The sequence below is a fragment of the Aminobacter sp. P9b genome (assembly GCF_045345995.1).
In the GTDB taxonomy this organism is placed as follows: domain Bacteria; phylum Pseudomonadota; class Alphaproteobacteria; order Rhizobiales; family Rhizobiaceae; genus Aminobacter; species Aminobacter niigataensis.
This window is the reverse complement of record NZ_CP150082.1, coordinates 496107-520194: the sequence shown is the minus strand read 5'-3', so window position 1 is coordinate 520194 and position 24088 is coordinate 496107. Positions and strand designations below refer to the sequence as shown.

Annotated in this window: 19 protein-coding genes; 14 read left to right on the top strand and 5 right to left on the bottom strand. The window is 63.2% G+C overall.

Annotation, left to right across the window (positions count from 1 at the left end):
• The first annotated feature begins 79 nt into the window (after nt 1-79).
• Complete coding sequence (gene recQ, locus WHT83_RS02650; RefSeq protein ID WP_406872892.1) at nt 80-1879, top strand: DNA helicase RecQ; 1800 nt, start codon at nt 80-82, stop codon at nt 1877-1879.
• Nucleotides 1880-1917: 38 nt separating this feature from the next.
• Here the strand turns inward: recQ and WHT83_RS02645 are convergent, their stop codons facing one another.
• The 3 genes from WHT83_RS02645 to WHT83_RS02635 all read right to left on the bottom strand — a co-directional run bounded on the left by WHT83_RS02645 (nt 1918) and on the right by WHT83_RS02635 (nt 5442).
• The gene (locus WHT83_RS02645; protein WP_406872891.1) at nt 1918-2979 is read right to left on the bottom strand and encodes a GlxA family transcriptional regulator; all 1062 of its coding nucleotides are present in this window, start codon (nt 2977-2979) and stop codon (nt 1918-1920) included.
• Nucleotides 2980-3059: 80 nt separating this feature from the next.
• Nucleotides 3060-4283 (bottom strand): FAD-dependent oxidoreductase, encoded by a 1224-nt coding sequence (locus tag WHT83_RS02640; RefSeq protein ID WP_406872890.1) that lies wholly within the window; start codon nt 4281-4283, stop codon nt 3060-3062.
• A 1-nt stretch (nt 4284) separates the two neighbouring features.
• Complete coding sequence (locus WHT83_RS02635) at nt 4285-5442, bottom strand: Atu1372/SO_1960 family protein (protein ID WP_406872889.1); 1158 nt, start codon at nt 5440-5442, stop codon at nt 4285-4287.
• A 338-nt stretch (nt 5443-5780) separates the two neighbouring features.
• Between WHT83_RS02635 and WHT83_RS02630 the strand changes: the two genes are divergently transcribed.
• The 5 genes from WHT83_RS02630 to WHT83_RS02610 are packed head-to-tail and all read left to right on the top strand — an operon-like array spanning nt 5781 to nt 12689.
• Nucleotides 5781-7376, top strand: a complete 1596-nt coding sequence (locus WHT83_RS02630; RefSeq protein ID WP_406872888.1) for an ABC transporter substrate-binding protein — start codon at nt 5781-5783, stop codon at nt 7374-7376.
• Between the two features lie 10 nt (nt 7377-7386).
• On the top strand, nt 7387-8982 hold the full coding sequence (locus WHT83_RS02625) for a M81 family metallopeptidase (RefSeq protein WP_406872887.1): 1596 nt from the start codon (nt 7387-7389) through the stop codon (nt 8980-8982).
• A gap of 24 nt (nt 8983-9006) precedes the next feature.
• A complete protein-coding gene (locus WHT83_RS02620) occupies nt 9007-9948 on the top strand; it encodes an ABC transporter permease (protein WP_406872886.1) in 942 nt (313 codons plus the stop codon).
• A 57-nt stretch (nt 9949-10005) separates the two neighbouring features.
• Nucleotides 10006-10827, top strand: coding sequence for an ABC transporter permease (locus tag WHT83_RS02615; protein ID WP_406873914.1), 822 nt, complete (start codon nt 10006-10008; stop codon nt 10825-10827).
• Nucleotides 10828-10874: 47 nt separating this feature from the next.
• Nucleotides 10875-12689: an ABC transporter ATP-binding protein gene (locus WHT83_RS02610; protein ID WP_406872885.1), complete on the top strand. Its 1815-nt coding sequence runs from the start codon at nt 10875-10877 to the stop codon at nt 12687-12689.
• Between the two features lie 94 nt (nt 12690-12783).
• Here the strand turns inward: WHT83_RS02610 and WHT83_RS02605 are convergent, their stop codons facing one another.
• Nucleotides 12784-12930 (bottom strand): integrase core domain-containing protein, encoded by a 147-nt coding sequence (locus tag WHT83_RS02605; protein WP_406873913.1) that lies wholly within the window; start codon nt 12928-12930, stop codon nt 12784-12786.
• A gap of 7 nt (nt 12931-12937) precedes the next feature.
• Between WHT83_RS02605 and WHT83_RS02600 the strand changes: the two genes are divergently transcribed.
• The 7 genes from WHT83_RS02600 to WHT83_RS02570 all read left to right on the top strand — a co-directional run bounded on the left by WHT83_RS02600 (nt 12938) and on the right by WHT83_RS02570 (nt 21834).
• On the top strand, nt 12938-13099 hold the full coding sequence (locus WHT83_RS02600) for a hypothetical protein (RefSeq protein WP_246389559.1): 162 nt from the start codon (nt 12938-12940) through the stop codon (nt 13097-13099).
• Nucleotides 13100-13186: 87 nt separating this feature from the next.
• Nucleotides 13187-14701 carry a tyrosine-type recombinase/integrase gene (locus tag WHT83_RS02595; RefSeq protein ID WP_406872884.1) on the top strand — a complete coding sequence of 505 codons (1515 nt, stop codon included), beginning with the start codon at nt 13187-13189 and terminating at the stop codon, nt 14699-14701.
• The gene (locus WHT83_RS02590) at nt 14698-14934 is read left to right on the top strand and encodes a hypothetical protein (RefSeq protein ID WP_406872883.1); all 237 of its coding nucleotides are present in this window, start codon (nt 14698-14700) and stop codon (nt 14932-14934) included. The genes WHT83_RS02595 and WHT83_RS02590 overlap by 4 nt, the downstream gene beginning before the upstream one ends.
• 67 nt (nt 14935-15001) lie before the next feature.
• Nucleotides 15002-15358 (top strand): hypothetical protein, encoded by a 357-nt coding sequence (locus WHT83_RS02585; protein ID WP_406872882.1) that lies wholly within the window; start codon nt 15002-15004, stop codon nt 15356-15358.
• A gap of 387 nt (nt 15359-15745) precedes the next feature.
• Nucleotides 15746-19339 carry a hypothetical protein gene (locus tag WHT83_RS02580; RefSeq protein ID WP_406872881.1) on the top strand — a complete coding sequence of 1198 codons (3594 nt, stop codon included), beginning with the start codon at nt 15746-15748 and terminating at the stop codon, nt 19337-19339.
• Nucleotides 19336-19821, top strand: a complete 486-nt coding sequence (locus tag WHT83_RS02575; RefSeq protein ID WP_406872880.1) for a hypothetical protein — start codon at nt 19336-19338, stop codon at nt 19819-19821. The genes WHT83_RS02580 and WHT83_RS02575 overlap by 4 nt, the downstream gene beginning before the upstream one ends.
• Nucleotides 19822-20523: 702 nt before the next feature.
• Nucleotides 20524-21834, top strand: coding sequence for a hypothetical protein (locus tag WHT83_RS02570; protein ID WP_406872879.1), 1311 nt, complete (start codon nt 20524-20526; stop codon nt 21832-21834).
• Nucleotides 21835-22320: 486 nt separating this feature from the next.
• On the opposite strand, the gene WHT83_RS02565 is transcribed toward WHT83_RS02570, so the two are convergent.
• Nucleotides 22321-23106, bottom strand: a complete 786-nt coding sequence (locus tag WHT83_RS02565; RefSeq protein WP_406872878.1) for a TSUP family transporter — start codon at nt 23104-23106, stop codon at nt 22321-22323.
• Between the two features lie 290 nt (nt 23107-23396).
• Here WHT83_RS02565 and WHT83_RS02560 point away from each other — a divergent pair, with 290 nt between their 5' ends.
• A complete protein-coding gene (locus WHT83_RS02560) occupies nt 23397-24068 on the top strand; it encodes a recombinase family protein (protein WP_406872877.1) in 672 nt (223 codons plus the stop codon).
• Nucleotides 24069-24088: the final 20 nt, after the last annotated feature.

Genomic DNA, 24088 nt, shown 5'->3' with positions numbered 1-24088 from the left:
CAGAAAGGCGCATCAACGATCGCTGACACGGCGAAGCTGCTATGAAGGACGTTTCCATGATTCTCCGTTGCAGCCACCGATGACCGCCACCGCCCTCGAAATTCTCAAGACCATTTATGGCTATGATGCGTTCAGGGGACCGCAGGCGCGGATCGTCGAGCATGTCATCGCCGGCAACAACGCCTTCGTGCTGATGCCGACCGGCGGCGGTAAGTCGTTGTGCTACCAGATCCCCGCAATCGTCCGTCCCGGCATGGGGCTCATCGTTTCGCCGCTGCTGGCGCTGATGGCCGATCAGGTGTCGGCACTGCGCCAAGCTGGGGTGCGGGCGGCGGGGCTCAACTCCGACCTTTCACCCGACGGGCGCCGCAGCCTGTGGCACGATATCCGCACTGGTGCGCTCGACCTCCTCTATGTCGCACCTGAAACCTTGCTGCGGCCTGATGTGCTGGAGCTGCTGGACGGCGTGAAACTGTCGCTGATCGCCATCGACGAGGCGCATTGCCTGTCGCAGTGGGGGCACGATTTCCGTCCTTCCTATCGCCAGCTCGACGCTGTCGTTTCGCGCTTTGCCGGCACCCCGCGCATGGCGCTGACGGCCACTGCGGACGAGCCGACTCGCGCGGAAATCCTGTCGCACCTCGAAATCGACGAGACCGACGCCTTCATCGCCGGTTTCGACCGGCCCAACATTCGCTACGCCATCGAGGAAAAGGACAATCCGCGCGCCCAGCTCAAGGAGTTCCTCAAGCGCTATGAAGGCGAGAGCGGGATCGTCTACTGCCTGTCGAAACGCCGGACCGAGGAAACCGCCGCCTGGCTTCAGGGCCTCGGCTACGATGCGCTGGCCTATCACGCCGGCATGGACAAGGCGGCGCGCGAAGCCAACCAGATGCGCTTCCAGCATGGCGAGGCGGTCATCATGGTCGCCACCGTCGCCTTCGGCATGGGCATCGACAAGCCGGACGTGCGCTTCGTCGCCCATATCGACCTGCCGGGCAGCATCGAGGCCTATTATCAGGAGACCGGTCGCGCCGGGCGCGACGGCCTGCCGTCCGATACGCTGATGCTTTACGGCTACGACGACATCGCGCTGCGCAGCCGCTTCATCGAGGAGTCGGAGGCGCCCGACCAGCGCAAGCGCATGGAGCGGCAGAAACTCGATGCGCTGCTGGGGCTGGCCGAGACGGCAAGCTGCCGCCGACAGGTCCTGCTGTCTTATTTCGGTGACCATAGCGAACCATGCGGCAATTGCGACACCTGCGCGGAGCCGCCAAAATTGTTCGACGGCGCCATTGCGGCGCAAAAGGCGCTGTCGTGCATCTACCGCACCGGCGAGCGTTTCGGGCAAGCCTATGTTGTCGACGTGCTCTTGGGCGTCGACAACGAGCGCATCGCCCAGTTCGGCCATGACCGCATCTCCACCTTCGGCATCGGCACCGAGCACGACAACCGCACGTGGCGGGCGATACTGCGCCAACTGATCGCGCTGCGCCTCATCGACGTCGACCTCACAGGTCATGGCGGCCTGTCGATCGCACCCGCCGGCCGCGACTTCTTGCGCGACAAGCCGGCGCTGATGCTGCGCGTACCGGCGCCAACGCACGCCAAACGCGACAAGGTTGCGCGCAGCACGGCACAGTCCTCTGTCCCCGATGCGGACCATGATCTGTTCCAGGCCCTGCGGCGCAAGCGCACCGACATTGCGCGCACGCAGAACGTGCCACCCTATGTGATTTTCCACGACAAGACCCTGATCGAGCTGGCAGCGGTGCGACCCGCGTCGCGCGCCGAGATGGCGAGCGTGCCCGGTGTCGGCGAAGCCAAGCTCGACCGCTACGGCCCCGCCTTCCTCGCGGTGATCGCCGAGCACGCATGAGGGGGTGTGTGATCCCACCCCACCGTCACGGTCTCCGCTCAACTTCGGCGGTGACGGAACTCGCTCGGCGAGGTGTTGTACTTCTTACGAAAAGCGGTCGCCAGATGCGCCGAGTCGGCAAAGCCCGTCTCGAAGGCAATGGCGGTAATGGGAAGGACGCTGTTCTCAAGCAAAAAATGCACGTACCGGAGACGTGTTTCCAGGATGAAGTGTTTCGGCGTCATGCCGATATGATCCTGAAACAACCGTGCGAACTGTCGGGGAGAGAGACCGACGGAGGCGGCCACCATTTCCGGGGAGACGTCGCGGCCCTTGCGGCTCTCAATGAAAACGACAGCCCGCTGGACACGGGCATCTCCGACATGGCGGAACGATGATGCCCGTTCCTGATCGAAGGCGCTCATGCTTTTCTGATCCGTCAGCGACAGCTGGTAGACGGCTTTGGCGGCGCGATCCGGTCCGCAATGGTTGCGGATGAGTTCGGTCATCAGCGAAAAAATGGAAATGCCGCCGGGCACGGTCACCCGGCCGTTCTCGATCAGGTAATCGTCGCGGGTCGACAGGGGCTGGCGTGGGAAGGCGACCTGAAAATCGTCCCGGTGATAGGGGTGGATGGCGGCCTTCCTTCCAACCAGCAGTCCCTCTTGTGCGAGGATGAACGCGCCGGTGCAGACGCCGACGATCGTTACGCCGGCCGAAGCAGCGACGCGGATGTAATCGCGGTGGGTGGAAGGGGCGGTTCTCAGGCGTGGCAAAAGGCCTCCGACAACGATGACGTAGTCAAAATCCGTCGGATTGATGTAGGGCGAGTCCGCCTGCACGCGAATGCCGCAACTGGCGACGGCCGCATAATCCGGCTTGCCCATGATCGACCAGCGGCAGTGGAGAGGACGGGAATTGTCGCCGAAATCCGCTGCGTGACGGAGTGGCTCGATGATGCCCGCCAGCGACATCATCGGAAAGGTGGGCCACAGCAGGATGCCGACCGAAATATCCGGTTTGCGGTCTTGCACGGAAAGAAGCCTTTCCGCCCAGAGCCCGTCCAGCCATCGGACATACTCCGTCCCAGCCGGCCCCACCGCAACTCCGTCTTCCGTCATCCCGCCGATCTCCTGATTACTATGTCTACGGAGTTTTTATAGAAGATGGCGAATTTTGAAACGTTCTATACTTAACGGCTTTATTTGGTTTCCTTGATGACGGTGGCCAGCCGCTTGGCCGAGCCGAGGCAGAGTGTCCAGCCAAGTGTGCCGTGGCCGAGATTGAGATAGAGACCCTTCAGGCTGCCGGGCCGGATGAGCGGTCGCGAGGAGGGTGTGCACGGGCGTACGCCCGACCAGGCGTTGAGGTCGGCGTTGCTGGAATGGGCGAAACTCTGCCCGAAGGCTTCCACGGCAGCGGAGCGGAAGCTCTCGAATCGTTCGCCATTGAAGTGGTGAGGTCGCGCCCCTATGTCGGCCAGCCCTGCCGCCCGTACGGTATTTCCGAGCCGCGCGAAGACGATCTTGCGCTGGAGGTCGGTGATCGATACGCGCATCGCCTTCTCGGTGGCTGGCGCGCTGATGGAATATCCCTGTACCGGCCAAAGCGCGCCTGGCAGGCGGTCGCGCCAGGGTAGCAGTTCCATGGAGTACCCGGAGGCGACGACAGCGAGATCGCAGGCCAGCGGTTCGCGGGAGCGGAATGCAAGCCCGCTCACGCGGCCGGCATGGCTGAGGATTTTCTCGACCTCCTCACCGAAAATGGTCTTGAGGCCGTAGCGCTCGCGAAGTCGTTCGATGAATGTGGTGCAGAAGACATCCGGCCTGCCGGTGGCGTCGCCTTCGCTGTAGATCACCCGCGCGATCTCGTCCGGGTAATGGGCGAGCGCGGGTTCGATGGCGGTTGCCCCGGAGCGGTCGAGCACTTCCTGCCGGATACCCATCGACTGCTTGAGCCGACGCGTGCCGGCAGTCGCCTGGCAAGCAGCGGCGGTCGAATAGAGGATCATCTTGCCGGAGGATTGGTAGTCGAAGGACAGGTCGAATTCCCTCAGCACATCCCCGAGCAGATCGCTTGTTTCAGCCGCCATTTGCAGCAGATATCGTGTGTTGGCGATGAAGCGTGATTGCAGGCTGTTGAAGAGGAAGCGGAGACCCCAGATCAGGAATTCGGGATCGGCCTGAAGCCGCACGCGATAGGCGGGATCGCGCCTCAGAAGGATTTCCGGCATGTGGGCGAGGAAGGAGGGCGAGGCTAGCGCATCGCCATAGGCGTAGGAGAGCTGCGCGCCGTTGGCGCGGCTTGCGCCCTGCGCCGGACCGGGGTTGCGGTCGATCAGCGTGACGTCCAGGCCAGCCTTGCACAGCATATAGGCGGAGGCGGTTCCGACGACGCCCGCCCCGATGATGGCAACCTTCGCCATTTCACTCCCCCTCCTTCAGCACTGCGGAGAGTTCAATCTCGACCGGAACGCCGCGCGGCAGCGAGGAAACACCGAGCGCGACGCGGGCATGGGCCCAGTTTTCCGGGAAAAGCGTTCGCAAGAGTTCTGAGGCACCGTCGATCACAGCCCCGTGGCGGGTAAAATCCGGGGCAGCGGCGACATAGCCCGCGAGGCGGACGAAGCCGGCGACGCGCTCCAGTCCGCCGGCCACCTTGCCGAGTTGGGCGAGAGCGTTAAGGAGCGCGTAGCGTGCGCAGTCCTGCCCCTCTTCGAGGGACACGTCCTGGCCGAGCCTGCCGATCTTCATCACGGTTCCATTCTTCAGCGGCACCTGGCCGGAGACCGTGACGACATTGCCTTGGCGCACAGCGCCGACGAAAGCGCCGGGCGGTACCGGTGCATCGGGAAGGGCAAGCCCGAGCGCGGCAAGCCGCGAGGCGACGCCGCCTTCCGCCACCGTCCGCGCTCTCGCCGAACATTCCCCGACGAAGCCTGCCAGCATGCGGCGGTCGAGTTCTGTCAGCCGGTATTCCGGGTGCCACTGCACGCCCATGCAGAAGCCTTGACCGTCCGCCTCGATCGCCTCCACCACGCCGTCCGGAGCGCGCGCCGCGACCCTGAAGCGACCGGTATCCGCCAGTGCGTGGCGGTGCAAGCTGTTGACGTCTGCGCGGGTTGCCCCGCTCAAGCGGGCGAGATGGCTGCCGGGTTCGATCAGGATTTCGTGCGCGACCGCGTTCGGCACAGCCTGCGGAATATGCGGCGTCACTTCGGCAAGAAGTGCGGGATCGTCGCGCACCACATGTCCGCCCAGATGCTCGCCGATGAGTTGCATGCCGTGGCAAATGCCCAGCAGCGGAATCTGCCGCGCCAGCGCACCCTGGACCAGTGCCTTCTCGAATTCGGTCCGCTTGTTGGTCACATCGGCGCCCGGGTTCGCACCTGCGATCAGGATGCCGTCGGCGACGGCGAGTGCCGTTTCCAGAAAGGCGATTTCGCAGGGCAGGATCAAGGGGGCGCCCCCCGCCTCGGCGATAGCCTCGGCATAATTTGCGCGGACGGCATATTCCGGCTCGGCGCTGTCTGTGATGTCGGGCGATATCAGAATGAGGGGCCCCTGGATTGCGGCGGCTTTCATGTCGTCTTTGCGCAAAAGGCGTTCGTTCATACCGGGGTGCTTTCGGGGCAATGACGCGGCTAGGGAACGGCCCACTTTCCCGCGTTCGTTACATCTGGAGCCCCGGACTGTGGCAGGAGAGTCGGCGATTGAATTTTGAAAAAAAGCCATTCTCTTTGAAGAATTGTCGCTGCTCGGCTTTCAGCTGGCGCTCTCCGCAACCGGCGGATGAAAAAACGTCGAAAAGTAAAACAACATGGCTGAAAAATAAAATTCTCGATCCCGGTCTGCTGTCATCTTTTCATCAAGGTTTGCGGAGGCGCGTCCGTGGACCCCGGCAAATCACCAGGGGGATAAAAATGAAAACTACTCGCCGCACGCTTCTGCAGGGCGCCGCTTTTGCCGGCATCCTGATCGCCGCTCCACGTTTCTCTTTTGCCACTGCCCGGTCGACAACGTTGCGTTGCGTCATGCACGCCGACCTGGCATCGCTCGACCCGATCGCGACCACCGCCAGCATCACCGCCTATCACGGCGCGCTGATCTACGACACGCTGTTCGGTCACGACGCGGATTCGATCACCCGGCCGCAGTTGGTTTCGGACTACACTGTTTCCGACGATGGCCTGACCTATGTCTTCATCCTGCGCAAAGGCCTGAAATTTCACGATGGCCAGCCGGTCACGGCCCGCGACGCGGTCGCTTCCATCAAGCGCTGGGGCGCCCGCGACGGCGCCGGACAGCATCTCTTCAAGCGCGTGGCCGACGTTTCCGCCAAGGATGACAACTCCTTCTCCATCGTCCTCAATGAGCCTTATCCGCTGATCCTCGAATGGCTCGGCAAGTCCTCGCCGTCGATTTGCTTCATCATGCGCGAGGCCGACGCCTCGACCGATCCGGGCAAACCGATCACCGAAGCTGTCGGTTCCGGTCCCTACATGTTCAACCGCGCCGAGACCCGTACCGGCTCGCAGTATGTCTATGACCGTAACCCGGATTACGTTGCCGTTGCCGAGCCCGCCTCGGGTTTCGCCGGCGGCAAGGTCGCCAAATTCGAACGCATCATCCTCCAGAACATGCCCGACGAGCAAACGGCGGTTTCCGCCCTCCAGGCTGGCGAGATCGACTTCATCGAGAAGATTTCCCCGGAGTTGCTGAGCCAGCTCGAGGGCGACAGTTCGGTGAAGCTCGAAGTGCTGAACAAGACCGGCGCTATGGGCTGGCTGCGCATGAACACGCTCCAGCCGCCCTTCAACAACGTCAAGGCGCGCCAGGCGATGCTGTACCTCATCGATCAGGCAGCCGTCATGCAGGCGACCTTCGGCGACCCGAAACATTACAAGGGTTGCGCCTCGCTCTTCGCCTGCGGCACGACGATGGAAAGCGATGCCAATACCGGTTGGTTCAAGGGCGGGCAGAACATCGAGAAGGCCGCGGCCCTCTTCAAGGAAGCGGGCTATGACGGGACGCCTCTCGTCATCATGCAGCAGACCACCTTGCCGGTGCTCAGCAATGCTTCGCTGCTCCTCGCCCAATGGCTTCGCCAGGCTGGCGTCAACGTCGAACTCGTGCCCCTAGACTGGGCCGGTATCGTCGCCCGCCGCTCCAACAAGGGCAAGGCATCCGAAGGCGGCTGGAACATTTTCATGACCTATGCTTCCGGCAGCGCCTACAACAACCCGATCGCGCTGGCGGGTCATGCCGCCACGGGCGAGAAGGGCTGGTTCGGATGGCCGGAGGATGCGAAGCATGAACAGCTTCGCGACGCCTGGGCTGCTGCTCCCGATCTCGCCGCGCGCCAGAAGATCGCCCACGAGATGCAGGAGAACGCCTGGAATTTCGTGCCGCACGTCTATCTCGGCCAGTGGTTTGATACGGCGGCCATGCGCAGCGACGTCAACGGCATGATCGGGCTGCCCGATCTCGTGCCCTTCTGGAACGTCTCGCGCGGCTGACGCCCTCGACATGGCCGGGCGCGGAACCGCGCCCGGCTCCATGCCGCCGACAAGCCCTCTGTTTAACCAAAAGCGTCTGCGGATTCTGTCAGCGAATCCGAGTTTTTCCAGTCAAGGTTTTAGGCCTATGCGCATCTTCTCCGCCTGTCTGTCACTCGAAGCCAACACATTCTCGCCGATGGCGACCAGCTACCAGACCTTTCTCGACGAGCAGGCCTGGCGGCCCGGCGAGCATCCCGCCGAACCCACCATGCAGACCGCCGCCTTCTGGGTGGCCCGCCGCCGCGCCGAAGCCGAGGGCTACACATTCATTCCAGGGTCCTGTTTCTGGTCCACGCCGAACGGCAAGGCGACGCGGGATGCGTATGAGCGCATCCGCGCCGAAATCCTCGAGCAACTGTCCGCCGCTTTGCCCCTGGACGGCGTGATCCTCACGCTGCACGGCGCGATGGTCGCCGACGGCTACGACGATTGCGAGGGCGACCTTCTCGAACATGTCCGCCGCATAGCCGGGCCGGACGCGGTGATCGGCGTTGAACTCGACCCCCACTGCCATTTCACGGTGAAGCGCTGCGAACTCGCCGACATCATCGTCCTCTACAAGGAGTATCCGCATACCGACTTCGTCGAACGCGGCGAGGAGGTCGTCAGCCTCGTTCTCGCGACGATCCGCAAGCAGATCCGCCCGGTGAAATCACTGTGGGACACCCGCGTCATCGCCTCCTATCCGACGACGACGCAGCCCATGCGCGGTATCGTCGACAAGGCAATGGCGCTGGAAGGCAAGGACGGCGTCCTTTCAATTTCGCTTGGACACGGTTTTCCCTCCGGTGACGTGCCGGACAACGGTGCGCGCGTTCTCGTCATCACCGATGGCAACAAGCCGCTGGGCGACCGGCTTGCCCGCGAATTCGGCGAGGAAATGGCGGCGATCAAGGAAATCTCCGCGCAACGCTTCCTCGAACCGTCGGCGGCGGTCGCCCGCGCTCTGGAGATCGCGGCCAGCGCCTCCAAGCCGGTGACGATTGCCGACACTTCCGACAATGCCGGTGGCGGTGCGCCGTCCGACAACACCACTTTCCTGAGGCTGCTTATCACGGGCGGCGTTTCCTCCGCCTCGGTCGGACCTATCTGGGATCCGATGGCCGTACGCCTTGCCTTCGACGCCGGTCCGGGCGCGCGGATCAAGCTGCGCTTCGGTGGCAAGGCCTGCTGGGCCTCCGCCCAGCCCATCGATGCGGAGGTGGAGGTGCTCGCCTGCGTGCCCGGCGCGCAGCAGACCTTCGCAGGCTCTCCGGTGGATCTCGGCGACGCGGTCGGCATTCGTACCCTGGAAGGAGTAGGCGCGGTGCTGGTGTCCAACCGCTGTCAGGCGATGGGGATCGACCTCTTCGCCAATCTCGGCATCGACCCGCGTGGCGAACGGTTGCTGGTGGTCAAGTCCAACCAGCATTTCCACGCCGCCTTCGCCCCGATCTCGGAGGAGGTGATCTACGCGACCGGCGACGGCCTGCTGCCGACCGACTACCGCCGCCACCCCTGGAGAAAGGTGATCCGGCCGATCTGGCCGCTGGACGGCGAAGTCGAAGGGCGACAGCTGGTCTGATTTTCAATCGAAAAGGACGCGCGCATGATCATCTATATTCTGCGCCGGCTGGGCGCGACGCTGATTGTGATGGGGTTGGTCGGCCTCATGGTCTTCATGCTGCTGCATCTCGCGCCCGGCGATCCCGCGGCGGTGATTGCCGGCGACAATGCTACGCCCGAACAGATCGCGCAGCTGAGACAGATGCTCGGACTTGACGATCCCCTGCCGGTGCAATTCCTCCGCTGGATGGGCGATGTCGTGGAAGGCGACCTCGGCGTGTCGATCTATTCCAACGAACCGGTGGCTCAGCTGATCATGCAGCGCATGGAGGCCACGGTATCGCTGGCGATCGCGACCCTAGCGTTCGCGGTGCCGATCGCCATCGCTTTTGGCGTCATTGCCGCGCACCGGGCCGGCACGACGGTCGATAGGCTTCTCATGCTGTTTTCGGTCATGGGCTTTTCGCTACCGGCCTTCGTCCTCGGCTACATGTTGATCTGGCTTTTCGCCATCGAGTGGAAACTGTTGCCGGTGCAGGGCTTCACGCCGATCAGCGAGGGGATCTGGCCTTGGGCGCGCAACCTCATATTGCCTTCGGTGACGCTCGGCATGACCTACACCGCGCTGATCGCCCGCATCACCCGCACGAGCATGCTCGAGGTCCTGTCGGAGGACTTCATCCGTACTGCACGCGCCAAGGGCGTGGCCGTGCCGCGCATTCTCGTCAAGCACGCGCTGCGCAATGCCGGGGTGCCCATCGCCACCGTGATCGGTATCGGCATCGCGCTGCTTATCGGCGGCGTGGTGGTGACGGAAACAGTGTTCAACATTCCGGGCGTCGGCCGCCTCGTCGTCGATGCCATTGCCCGCCGCGACTACCCAGTGATCCAGGGCGTCATCCTGGTCTTCTCCGGCATCTACGTGTTCGTGAACCTCGCCACCGATCTGTCCTACACGCTGATCGACCCCCGCATCCGCTACTGACGAAAGGTCGCCAAGAATGACGAATGCCGCTCAGTTGGCTCCCCCGTCCGGGCGGGAATCCCACGGTTCCTGCGCCGCCATCCCACGATGATTGCCGGCGGTGCGGTTCTCGCCGCCATCGCGCTTGCCGCGCTGCTGGCACCCTTTTTCGCTGGCGATCCTGCAACGATGATGCCGTCCGAGCGGCTCCAGTCACCCTCGGCGCGCTACTGGCTCGGCACCGACCATCTCGGACGCGACGTCTTTGCACGGGTTGTTCACGGCGCGCGAGTCTCGCTTGCGGTAGGCATCGTCGTTGCAGTCTCCTCTATCGCCATTGGCGTGGTGATCGGCATGATCGCGGGTTATTTCCGCAAGGCCGACCCGGTCATCATGCGGGTTATGGACGCGCTGATGGCAATTCCCGCCATCCTGCTCGCTATCGCGCTGGTGGCCGTCCTGCGCGCCTCGGTCGGCGTTGTCATGCTCGCCATCGTCATTCCGGAGATACCCAGGGTCGTGCGCCTCGTGCGCTCCGTAGTGCTTTCGGTGCGCGAGGCGCCCTATGTCGAGGCGGCGCAGGTTGGTGGAACGCGGCTCCCTGTCATCCTCGTGCGGCACATCCTGCCTTCGACAGTGCCGCCGCTCATCGTGCAGGCAACCTACATTTGCGCCTCAGCGATCATCGTGGAATCGACCCTTTCTTTCCTCGGCGCAGGCGTGCCACCTGAAACTCCGACCTGGGGAAGCATGATCGCCCAGTCGCGCTTGTATCTGCCGCGCGCGCCCTGGACGGTGTTCGCGCCGGGTTTCGCGCTCGCCCTCGTCGTGCTCAGCGTCAACATGCTGGGCGACGGACTGCGCGATCTTCTCGATCCACGCATGTCACGCCGGATGTGATTGGTTCTCCGGACCGTATGGCAACCCACCGAAGATAGGTCACCCGAATGACGAAGCCTGTTCTATCCGTCCGCGATCTCACCACATCGTTCCGGCCCGACATCTATTCGCCGTGGACGCCGGTCGTCCGCAATGTCGGTTTCGACGTCGCGGCGGGCGAGACGCTCGCCATCGTCGGGGAAAGCGGATCGGGCAAGAGCGTGACCTCACTGTCCGTCATGCGGCTCCTGCCACCGCGCGGCAGCCGCATCGAGGGTGAAATCCGACTCGCGGGTCGTGATTTGCTGGCGCTGCCGGAGCAGGAGATGCGAAAGGTCCGCGGGGGTGACATTGCCATGATCTTCCAGGAGCCGATGACATCGCTCAACCCGATGATGACAGTGGGCGAGCAGATCGCCGAAGCCATTCGCTGTCATCTTTCCATCGGCTCTGCCGAGGCCCGGCAGGAAACGATCCGCCTGTTCGAGAAGGTGCGCCTTCCCAATGCGAAGGAGCGTTACGACGCCTATCCGCACAAGCTTTCCGGCGGCCAGCGGCAGCGCGTGATGATCGCCATGGCGCTTGCGACGCGGCCGAAGCTGCTCATCGCCGACGAGCCGACGACGGCTCTCGACGTGACGATCCAGGGCCAGATCCTCGACCTCATCAAGGAACTGCAGGAAGAAACCGGCATGGCGGTTCTTTTCATCACCCACGACATGGGCGTGGTGGCGGAAGTCGCTGACCGCACGCTCGTCATGCTGCGTGGCGACGTGGTGGAGGACGGACCGACCGCAGAGATATTCGGCAATGGTCGCCACCCCTACACGCGCGCGCTTCTCGCGGCCGTACCGAGGCTCGGGTCCATGGCGGGCCGTGCTCTGCCCTCCATTTTTGGCCTGATCGACACCGCGACGGGTTCGCGCGGTGCGGAGCGAGAAGCGGCGCCGCCGGTTGCGGACAAACCGGCGGTGCTGGAGGTGAAGAACCTGACCACGCGTTTCGCCGTGCGCAGCGGACTGTTCTCGAAGGTCACGGGGGCGGTTCATGCCGTCGAGAATGTTTCCTTCTCTCTCCAGCCGGGCGAAACGCTGTCGCTGGTCGGCGAATCCGGCTGCGGCAAGTCCACGACCGGTCGCACCATCCTACGGTTGACGAAACCGTTTTCCGGCACGGTGCTGGTCAATGGACAAGAGATCGGGGCCACCGACAGAGAAGGGCTGAAGTCGGCGAGGCGGGCCGTGCAAATGGTGTTTCAGGATCCCTTCGCCAGCCTCAACCCGCGCATTCCGATCGGCGCCTCCATCGCCGAACCCTTCCTCGAACAGAAGCTCGGCGGCAAGGCCGAGGCGCGGGACAAGACGGCCGCACTCATGCACCGAGTGGGCCTTTCGCCGGCCATGATGAGCCGTTTGCCGCACGAATTCTCCGGCGGCCAGCGTCAGCGTATCTGCATAGCCCGTGCTCTGATGTTGGATCCCAAGGTGATCATTGCCGATGAGGCTGTCTCCGCGCTTGATGTGTCGATCAAGGCGCAAGTGTGCAACCTTTTGATGGAGCTTCAGGAAAGCCTCGGGCTCGCCTACCTCTTCATCAGCCACGACATGGCGGTAGTGGAGCGCGTCAGCCATCGCGTCGCGGTGATGTATCTCGGCGAGATCGTCGAGATCGGGCCGCGCTGCGCGGTCTTCGAGGCGCCGCAGCACCCTTACACCAAGAAGCTGATGGCCGCCGTTCCCGTCCCAGACCCCTCCCGCCGCCGCATGCGCCGCAATGCCGAAGTCGAGGAGATCAAAAGCCCTTTCCGGATACCCGGATTTGTGCCGCCTGAGAGCGTCTACAAGGAAGTCAGCAAAGACCATTTTGTGCAGGTGCGGTGCTAGACCGAGCCCTTGACCGAACAACTAGCCAGGCAGTTTGCGGCGGTCCGCCGGTGAGACCGTTTGGCGGCTTGGCTAAGGTGAATCTGGGGTGTTTCTACGCCGCCAATTGGTCCGTGGTGGTGGTGGTAGCATAGTCCTCATCGGGTGTCCTGCCGTTGAAGGATGAGTGTGGGCGTCGCCGATTGTAATAATCGATCCAGGAACCGATACCGCTGCTCCCGATGCCATCGGAGGATAGCAAGTCAGAGATGGCCGTAACCAATATCCTCGTCGGGACCGAACTATATGATCCGGCCGAAGCCGTCTCTGCTGCCTTGAAGTGGTGGGAGGCGTTCATCGAGAGGATCGAGTCGGGAGCTGCCGACGCCCGGCAAGCGGCACAGAGCGGGAAAAGGATGAAACGGCGCTGAAAAAGGCGCAGATCAAGTTAATTGCGTCAATCTTAGGGACACAAGGCATTTAGCCTCGCCCTTAAACGATTGATTTGATGTCGCTTAATGGCCTCAGAAGGCGATGGCGGAGAGGGAGGGAAACTCTCCCCCAGCTATTTAGACCCCTTGCAGCCCTTGACTTACAAGGCGTTCAGGCGTCTCGCTGGGACACAGAGTTGGGACACAGGGGCATTTCAACTGGCGAAGCTTACGGACTATCTCCAGTGGCACGGGCAGCAATACCGGGTCCGCCTTCGGGTCCCAGCCAAGTTGCGCCCGCTCCTCGGAACCGCTCAGCTCATCGAGCCCCTTCACACTGACAACCTCCAAGAAGCCAACGAGCGGAAACACGCCATCGTGGGCCGCATGAAGGCGGAGATAAAGCTGGCCCGTAGCGCCCTTGGCAACGCCAACCCCCATTCAGCCGAGGCCCTCCAGTTGCGGCTCCGCCACCGGGAGCACGACCCGGACACTATCGCCCGCATAGAAGCCCGAGCCGAAGCCATAGGCGAACTTCACGGAGGCAGAGCCCAAGCCGAGTTCGCAGAGGTAGCCCGTGGGATTTTCACGCCGCTAGCACACCACGCAGACGCATTCCTCGCCTACAAGGCCACCTACCGCAAGAAGTCGAGCGGGGACTTCTACCGGGTCCTTGGATGGCTTGAGGGGTGGATGAAAGCTAATCATCATTCCGCCTTCATCGACTTTGTGGACCGCAAGAAGGCAGGCAGCTTCATAGACGAGGCCCTCAGCATCGGGCGGAGCCGGGACAAGGTGGCCGCCTACCTTGGGTTCCTGCGCGAATATTGGAAGTGGCTCAAGATGCGGGGGCACGTCGAGGAGAACCCATGGCTAGACCAGGAGCTTCCTCCCTCAGCCCGAGCCAGCCGAGACTCAGCGCCGGACAAGGGGAAGCGGCCTTATGTAGCCGCCGAGATTGCCGCCTTAGTTTATGGTCCCGTGGAGAGCCTGCTCCAGGCCCCGCCAAAAACCTACATGCGCGACCTCATGCACATCGCCGCCTTGAGCGGCATGAGGCTGGAGGAGATATGCCAGCTTCGCGTTGCCGACTGCGAGGGGGGCGAGTTTCGCATTCGCCATGGCAAGACAGATAATGCCAGCAGGGAGGTCCCGATCCATAGCCAGCTTGCGGCCATCGTGAAGCAGCGCACCGAGGGACGGAAGCCTGACGCTTTCCTCCTGGACGGTCTCCCCAAGACCCCAGAGTCGCGGGACACCCGGTCAGACCCCGCCTCCAAGGCCTTCACCCGGTATCGCCGCAAGGTGAAGGTGGACGAGAGGCCGAACGGTAAGGCCAAGTCCAATGTCGATTTCCATAGTTTCCGCCGTTGGTTCATCAAGGTGGCCCGTGACCGCCTGGACACCGGGGAGGCCGGTTACTCCCCATGGACCATAGCGGATGTGGTCGGACACGATGACGAGGGGGTCAAGGACTTCCTCAAGCTGACCATGAAGCATTACCCCGGACCAAGCTCCGGCGATGCAAAGCGGGCCTTGGTGGAGGCCGTTAAGCTCCCCGCACGTCCACCGTCACCCCAACCCGAAGGACCGACCACATGACCACCCAAGCCCCGACACGCTTTGTCCCCGAGTGGCCTTTCCCCGAGCCGTCAACAGGGGAGCTACTTGGTTATCTAGAGAACCCCAACTTCGCCATCGCTTTCGCCCTCTCCAAGCTCCCGGACTACGAGACCGCCTCGTTCCTGAGAGACTGGCGGGACCACAAGTCGCTCAAGCCCTGGCTGGACGCTATTGAGCAGGACCGCCGCCAAGTCGCAGGTGAACCGGAGTGACATTCAGAAGGGGCGGCTCAGGCCGCTCCTTCAAGCGTACCCTGTTGTGCAACAGTGAGTTTCCACCATGATAGATGTCATTTCAGCATACTACCGAGCCAACCAGCGCGTCCTGGAAGAGACACCCCACATCACCGTAGGCCTGCTCAACGTCCTCTTAGGGGTAGAGCGGTGGGGCTACGTCAAAGGCGACCGTCACGACCCTATGGCCTTGGAGGAGCTTGCCGCAAACCTAGGCGTAGCACCCACAACTGTGTCGCAAGGCATGAGAGACCTTGGAATGGTGAAGAGGGGTGGCCTGCCGGGGTTGGACCTAGTGAACACCTGGGAGAATGCCGATAACCACCGGAAGAAGGTCTTTGGGCTCACCACAAAGGGGTCGAACCTGATGGCCGATCTCCGCACTATTTTTGGCAGGAGCTGACCGCAAACCCACGTTTCGCCAGCCTCCCGGTCCAGCTTTTGGACATGATTTCTTTAGGCTGGCGAACCATCCCCTAAGACCATGTTATTGTTCAATAATGGGTCTTTTCGAGGAATTAGCCTTGTACTTGATAAGCAGCCAAGCGTTTTTGCTGCCTTCGTTGCGACCGAGTTAGGCGCGTACTTGATAAGCCAGCCGCCGCGCCACACCGTCCCAAGCTGACTGAATTACCCTCGTACTAGATAGCGCCAAGCGCGAGCCGCCGCTCTTGATCGCTGCCACCCCCACATCCCCACGCCTGCCCAACCCTCCTTGTCCTCTGTGACCTTGGAGGCGCTTCCGCATGGCCGGGGCTCTCACCTCACCCTCACCCGCAGGAGCCACCAAGTGGACCCCATCACGCCGACCGCCAACACGCCACCCGATGCAGCCGCCGAAGCCGAGAAGCAGCGCATCCGCCAGGCCTACATCCGGGCCGACGCCAAGCTTGCAGCCAGGCAAGCCGCAAACGAGCAGGCCGCCCGTGATCTCGCAGCCGGGGCCGACCGCCGCTCAGAGAAAGGCCTCCTCGCGAAATACGTGGACGTGAAGAAGTCCGAGTTTGGAGGCATGGCCGCCGCCGTGTTCGAGACCAAGGACTTCCTAGTGGGAGAGCCAGCTGAGGCCGACAAAAGTGGCATTCGCAAGTCCATCGAGGGGATGACCAAGGACCTCAACAACGAGTCACCCATCAACGCCATCACCTCCAGCATCAACCAGTTTGCCGTTGGTCTCATCGGAGCCGGGAAGGTCCTCGCCCCCGTGAAGCTCCTCCAAGGTGGAGCCAAGGCAAAGGCCGGCTTTGAGATTGCACGAGGAGCGCTAGCTGGGGGCGTTGTGATCGACCCGCACGAGGAGCGGCTCAGCGACCTCATCGAGACATACCCTAGCCTCAGGAACCCCGTGACGGCCTACCTCAAGTCCGACTCCAGAGACACCGACGCGGAGGGAAGGCTCAAGAACGCTCTGGAGGGCATTGGCTTGGATTTCGCCGTTGCCGGGATCTTGGGAGCCGCAGCAAAGGGCCTCAAGCTCCTCCGCATGGGCGAGACCGAGAAGGCCGCCGAGCAGTTTGCCGATTTGGAGCAGTACCGCGCCACTAGCCGCAGCGGAACCTTGAGCTTGACCGACCAGCGCACAGCCCCAGGCGGAGCCGTAGAGACCCCTCCAGCAGCAACGGCCCCAGATGGCACCGCCGTACCGATCAACCCTGAGAGGACTCCTAGCGCTGCTCCTGGAGTCAAAGGCGTGGATAGCGAGGCAGCCGCCCACCCTTCCCAGGCCAGCCCGGAGTCCCCAGGCGCGAAGTCGACCACACCGCCACCGTTTGAGGTCACACCGGAGACCGTCGCGGCGGCCCTTAAAGGCACCGATGACGACCTGAAGGCCATCGCGCAGTACGGCTCTAGGGAAGCCGCCAACGAGGCGGGCGCAGTGCTCGCTAAGGGCCGCCTCCCGTGGCAGAAGCTAACCGGCCCGGAGGAGGTCCAGACCTTTCTCGACAACGCCGCTGCCGCGCTCAAGGGCCAGATGGATGAGGCCAAGGGCGGAGCGATCCTTACCGACGCCGCCGTCAGCGCCCGCGTCCAGGAAATTGCCAAACACTTTGGCGATGACCCCCTGCTAGTCCTTGGACAGATCAGCGAGGCCGGGGCAGGGGCCGCCTCCATGGTCTCCAAGATGGACGCCGCCTATCTGCTATCCAACGCGATGGGGCAGGACGCTTACGGCACCGCCACAAGGATTCGGAACGGCCTCCTGGACGATTGGGGCGGGGATGCTGCCAAAGCCGCCGAAGCGCTCCGGGCTCAGGTCAAGGCGGCCATGAACCTAATGGCCAACGCCAAGGCCATCTCCTCCAACAGCGGGCGGGCCTTGCGACGCATGCGGGGCGGCTTCAAGCTCACCCCCGAGGACCTCGCCAAGGTGGACAGCCTGGACGCCACTCAGCTTGCCGACCTCCTCTATGCCACCAGGGGCGACCCCAAGCTCCTCGCCAAGACCGTCAACCCAGGTTTCTTCCGCCGCGCCATCAATGAGGGGACCTTCCTCCTTCAGAATAACCTCCTGTGGCTCCACCCAACCCACATCATGAACCTGACCAGCAGCGCCCTCATGATCGCAGGTAGACCTACCGAGAAGCTCCTAGGGTCCTTCGCCGTTGGAGGGCAGTCCGGGAACTTCATCCGTAAGCAGGCCATCAAGGAGTACGCCTACACGGTCGGGGCCTTAGGCGACGGGTGGACGGTCATGGTGGACGCCTTCATGCGGGGTGACTCCATCCTAAGCCCCCACAATACCGAGTTCTTCCAGGCCGGGGCCGCGACCGTCACTCAGAAGCCCATCAAGTGGAAGCCTACCCGGAACCTCATGGACCTCGTTGAGAACGGTTTCGCCGCTGCCAACTACCGCAACCTTATCGGCCTCCCCACCAGGAGTCTTGGAGCTGCCGACGAGTTCTTCAAGACGCTTCGCTATCGCGCCGTGGTCCAGGCTGAAGCTGCCATGCAGGCCGAGACGCGGGGCCTCACCGGGCAACCGTTCAGGGACTACGTGGCCGAGGCGATGGAGAAGGCGATAGACCCTGCCACCGGGCAAGCGTTGAACCAGCGAGCGCTCCTGGAGGCCCAGACAGCCACATTCCAACAAGAGCTATTCCCCGGCAGCGTGGGAGCCACCATCCAACAAGTCCGCTCCCGCCATCCGCTCCTCCATTTCGTGCTTCCATTCGTCAAGACCCCGATCAACGTCTTGCGCTACGGGCAGAAGATGACGCCCGGCCTCAATCTCCTCCAGCGCGAGTTCCGGGACGCCCTCATGGGAGCCAACGGAACGGAAGCCCAGGCGCAGGCCGTGGGGCAGATGGCCCTAGGCGGCATCTTCATGGGTCTCGCCGCGACGATGGCGCTGGACGGCAAGATCACTGGACCGGGACCCTCCAGGCCAGACCTCAAGCAGCAACTCACCGCAACCGGATGGCAGCCCTTCAGCTACGTCCTGGAGGATGAGGATGGCGGCAAGCGGTTTATCCCGATGGGCCGAGCCGACCCGGTTGGCATGGTGTTCGCCATGACCGCAACCCTAGTGGAGGCCATGCGGAACGACCCTGACGATACGGATGAGGACCAGGAACTCGGCATAGCCGCCCTTGGATACGCGCTCGCCAAGAACTTCACCGACAGGACATTCCTCGCCAACCTCAATCAGGCAGTCCAGGCCCTCAGCGAGCCGGGGAGGCGGGGCGAGAAGTGGTTAGCGAACACGGCGAGCAACCTTATCCCGTTCTCATCGGCCGTCCGGGGATACGCCAACCAGGACCCATACCTCAGGGAGGCCAACGGCTTCATTGAGACCCTCCTCAAGTCCATGCCCGGATACTCGGAGACGCTGCCTCCAGTGCGGGACGTGTTCGGGGAGCCGGTGGCGCGGAGGATTGGGCTCACATCAGACGAGGAGTCGGACATCGTGGAGGCCGAGCACAACCGCATCATCCTTGAGACCGGCAAGGGCATCGGAAAGCCGAGCTTCGCCTTTGAAGGTCTAGACCTCAGGGACGTCACCTTCACGGAGGGACCCAATGCGGGGCGGAATGCCTACGACCGGCTCCAGGAGCTTTCCGCGAAGTTGCCGCCGCATGGTCCCTTCGCCCGCCCGAGCCTCAAGGCCACACTCACCAAGATCATCAAATCGGCGGGCTACCAGGACCGTGCGGATGGTGACAGCGACGTGAAGGGAACGCGCCTCTTTGTCCTTGCTAGGGCGGTCCAGGAGTATCGCGAGGCCGCCAAAAGAGCCTTCCTCCAGGAGAACAAGGAGCTACAACCGATGGTCAAAGCCCGCCAGAGGGACGCCCGTGGAGCCTTCCTGGTGAACCGCGCGAAGCGGGGCGAGGGCCAGCCTGGAGCGCGTGAACTCCTGGACGCATTAGGAGCAACCAAATGACCGCCGTGCAAACGTGCCGCGAGGCTGACTGCGGGCGGATGGTATGCCGGACGGGGCGTTGCCGACCGTGCTTCATAGCTAGGAGCCTTGGATGGACCATCTCCGCAGACGAGCTGCGCTCCGTGCCACTAGGACGACTCACCGATGCCGAACTGCGACAGTTGCGCCGAGAGACCCAGGGCGCGAGCAGCGTCACCGACATCCTCACAGTCCTCATTCGGATTGCTCCACAAGCCCTAACCTCCAGCGTCACGGAGGATTTCATCGTGGCGTTGGAGGAGGAGGCGGAGGTTAAGGAGGCCGAGGAGTTGGCAGCCGCCGAGCACTACGACCCCGATCCGCTCAAAGACGACTACTCCGAGGTCCCGGAAGCCGGGCACCGGGAGACCGTCCGCTACGTGTCCGACTGGTTGGACGAGGAGTATGACCCCATGGAAGCCATGAGGAACGACCTACGGGGGCCAGACTTCTATGACCTCTAGAGCCCGCCGCCGAACCCAAGCCGTCGATGTAAAGCGCCGCGCTAAGGAGGCACCGCAAGACCCCGGCGAGTTCTGCCTCGTGCCATCGTGCAGGCGTCTGACACAGCGGGCCGACCAGCGAGGCCTCTCCATCAACTACTGCCGAACCCACACCGAGCATATACGGGCGCATGGCCACTCCACCGCCAAATCCTTCGACCGAGCCGCCCTGTTACCTTACCGCAGGGCAGCCAGAAGGTGGCTTCAAGTCCATGCCGACAGGCGCGACGTTCGGCAGGCCGTGGTGGAGCTGGATTGGCTTCTGGCAATCTCCGGGAGGGCGGAGTCGGCCACCTACATGCGGAGCCGACCGCCTAAGGAGAAGTGCCGCATCCAGCTCGCCAAGATACGAGACGCGGGCAAGACCGGGGGGCAGCTACTAGAGATAGTCCTCACCTCCCTTGCCGCCGTGGCCGAGAAAGGGCCTCCGGGCTCCCCTGCCTTCCGCTTCATGCAGACTGCCAAGCTCGCCAAGAGGCTCACAGGCGCTAGCGGTACGCACTTCCCAGGGAACACCGTGTGGCCCCCATCCTCACGTTACCCCCGAGCGCAGGGGGCTTACATGCGTATGCTTGGGGAGAAGCTGGAGGATACCGTGCGGCCCCTCCTGGACAGCGGAGCGGTGGCGGAGGTCGGGGCCATCGCTCACGCCGGGAAACGTGCTTGAGGCACGTTGACGAGTCATCCGGTGGAGGGAGAAAGGGCCTGAAAGACGATGGCCAGGAGGACGACTCAGAACAGGCACCGAGCCCAGCCAGCCAACATGACCCCTGGATCACCACCCACTCGGGATCACCTCTCGCCGTCCTCGCAGTAGACATCTGGCAGCAGCTTGAGGCCGCACGAGGCCCTACCTCCAGGAAGCCCAGAGGAGACGCCGCCGAGCGCCGCAAGGCCATCGTTCGGAATCTTCTTGCCAACCTCACGCTCCTCACCCTCCGCCACCCCAAGGACCACCGGCTGGCCATCTCCGCCGATAAGCAGGCCATGACGCGATACGACAGGCCGGACCTCCCCCGTGAGCCGCTCCTCCAGGCCGTTCGCGAGATGGAGTCGCATGGCCTTGTCCTCCTTTATCCGGGGGTCTCCAGGAAGCTCAGGACGACGATCACGCCGACCGAGGGGCTCCGGTCGATGCTAGCCTACGCGGGGGCGTCCCTAGAGCAGATCGACCGAGCACCGGGAGGCGAGACGATCATCCTCAAGGCGGACGTGGGGAGGAGACGGCCTAAGCTTCTTATCAACTACCGGGATAACCCCGAGGCCGACCGACTGCGGGCCGAGATGGCGACCATCAACGCGGCGCTTAATGCAGCGGACATTAGGCTGGACGGGGAGAGGCAGGAGCCCATCCACCTAGTCCGCATCTTCCTCATCGAGACCGGGGATGCTCCCCACACGTTCCACCGGCATGGGCGCTTGTTTCGGGGGCACTGGCAGCATGTTCGGCGCGAGAAGCGGGCGGGCCTCACCATCGACGGGGAGCGCCTTGCCGAGTTGGACTACAAGGCGGCCTATGTGCAGCTTGCCTACGCGCTAAACGGGGTCCCACTGCCACAAGGAGACCCCTACGCGGTCGCGGGGCTTGAGGAGCATCGCGCGGGCGTCAAGAAGGCCATGGCGTCCCTGTTCTTCCGCAGCGGCCCTATGGAGCGCCTCTCTGGGGAGCTTCGGGACTTGCTGCCGGTAGGCTGGACGGCCCGCCGCGTGGAGGAGGCAGTTGCGGCCCATCATCCTGCCATTGCACCACTGTTTGGCTCCGGCATCGGGGCGACATTGGCGCACACCGAGAGCAGCATTCTGGTGGCCGTGCTCCTACGTCTGATCCGCGAGGGCGTGGCCGCGTTACCCCTTCATGACTGCCTCTTGGTTTCCCAGCGCCACAAGGCCGCCGCCCTTGCCGCCATGCACGAGGAGTCGGCCAGGATTGTAGGCTTTGTGCTGCCCGTCGAGGAGAAGGCGCTGGCGGCCTAGACCAAATAACTCGCTGCTAAAGGCTTATGGTGTGGCTTAAGGCCTTGGCTGCATTAAGTCGCTGCTAAAGGCCTGAGGTGTGGCTTAAGGGGAAGGGAGCGGGCCGCGATCCTCGCCATCATCGGCCCTGCTACCAGATGGCGCCCATAGGCCAGGACCTGGGGCAAGACCCCCGGCCTCTTCGCTGGGTCTAGTGCTCAAAGTGACTGCCATGTGTACCGGCATTATGTAGGGGAGGAAGGGGGCGAAGCTGCCCCAACCAGGAGGCTCCTCCCAGTCACTCCCCAAACGGAAGTCCCGCCCGACCCCGCCACGTCTCCTCAGGCCACCCCCTCACGCCTACCAGGGGTCTCCCGCCACAGGCCCCCATCAAGCCCACCTCAGGCCATCTTGTGCCGGGGAAGCTTGGGGTCTCAACACGGGATGTCCCGCAAGGCCCGTAGGTGTGGCTCCAGGTGTTGAGGGAGGCGAGGACGACCGGTCCGACTAGCGGTGCTGCCACACCTTGAAGGCCGAGACCACGAGGATTAGCGCTAGGACAGGGAGGAGGAGACTGGACGATACAAGCCCTAGAAGTTGCCCACCCAAGAACGTCCCGAGGATTGAGCCCAAAGCCATCACGAGGACAAACTCACGGTTCCGGCCTAGCACGGTAAAGCTTTGGTCTCGGCTGTAGCGGGCAAACCCAACCAGCATTGTCGGCAAGCTGACAGCCAGGGACAAGCTTCCAGCCAGCTTGATGTCGGCCCCGAACAGCAGGACTAGCGTGGGAATAAGCAACTCCCCACCTGCGACCCCGAGGAGAGACGCCACGACGCCAATGCAGAACCCCGCAAGTGCCCCCGCGACCAAGAGGGGCACGCCCTGGAGGAGCGGGCTCCCGGCTGAGGAGGGATCGTGGCCGAATACAAGGACCACCGCGATGACGATCAGCAAAATAGCGATGATGCGGTAGAGCGTCCCCGACTTGAGCCTTGTCGCCCACCCCGCGCCGAACCATGCGCCCAGGAGGCTACCTGCAAGCAGGTTCAAGATCACAGGCCATTGTGCGGCTACCTCAATGAGAGGCACAGAACGCGCCCTAAAAGGCAACGCCGTAGCAACCACCACGAGGCTCATGGCCTTATTGAGGATGACGGCCTCAAGCGCTCCGAATCGAAAGGCCCCAATGAGTAAGGGCAATCGGAACTCCGCCCCGCCCAAGCCGATCATCCCCCCGAGCATACCGATGATGGTCCCGCCACCAAATGCCGCAAGCTTGTTGTCCCGCATCCCGACCGCCGCTCTTATGTTGCCGCTGGAAGCTACTAGCTGCCTCTGCCGGATCGTCGCAATGGGTCCGCCACGCGAATGCTCCAATATACGTGACAGTGGATGCGCTTCCCCCCGTGCCACCCCTCTAGGTTTGGACGTTACGATCTTGCTGGGGCTGCGGCCCCATGCCCTGCCTACCGAGACGCGGCACCCCTCCATCAATTGCTTTTTACAGTCACAACCTTCGTTGACATTTGTAATATCGCCGCCTAGACTCCCCTTGATGCCGCAAACCAAGGGCCAAGGCCATGAAGCAGTACGTAGTCTACACACGGGTCAGCACTGAGGAGCAGGGCCGCAGCGGGCTAGGCCTGGAGGCCCAGGAGCGGGACATCGGCATTTACCTGGAGACGTTCTCGGAGGTCCCGTGGGAGGTCATAGGGCGCTTCCAGGACCTGCTCTCCGGGGGCAGCGACGACAGGCCCCAATTGGCGGAGGCCATCAAGCTAGTGCGGGCGACGGGGGCGGAGCTACTAGTCGCCAAATTGGACCGCCTCAGCCGCGACGTGGCCTTCATAGCCACCCTCATCAAGGACAAGAAGGTCCGGCTCCGGGTGGCCCAGATGCCGAACGCGGACCCCTTCCAACTCCATCTCTATGCGGCCCTCGCGGAGCAGGAACGCAAGTTTATATCGGAGCGCACCAAGGCGGCTTTGAAGGCGGCCAAGGAGCGGGGGGTCCAATTGGGCGGCCTCCGGGACAAGACCATGAAGCGCAATGAGGCGATACAGAGGAAGGCGAAGGCCGAAGCAGAGAAGGCCATGAAGATCATCGGCCCATTGCGACAGGCCGGACAGACCCTCACCGCCATAGCCGACACGATGAATGACATGGGGGCCAAGACTTCACGCGGTGGCAAGTGGTCTGCTACTCAGGTAATGAGGGTATTGGGCAGAGTGGCTACAGGGGCCGTATCTTAGCTGGAAGAAAAGTGACAAGC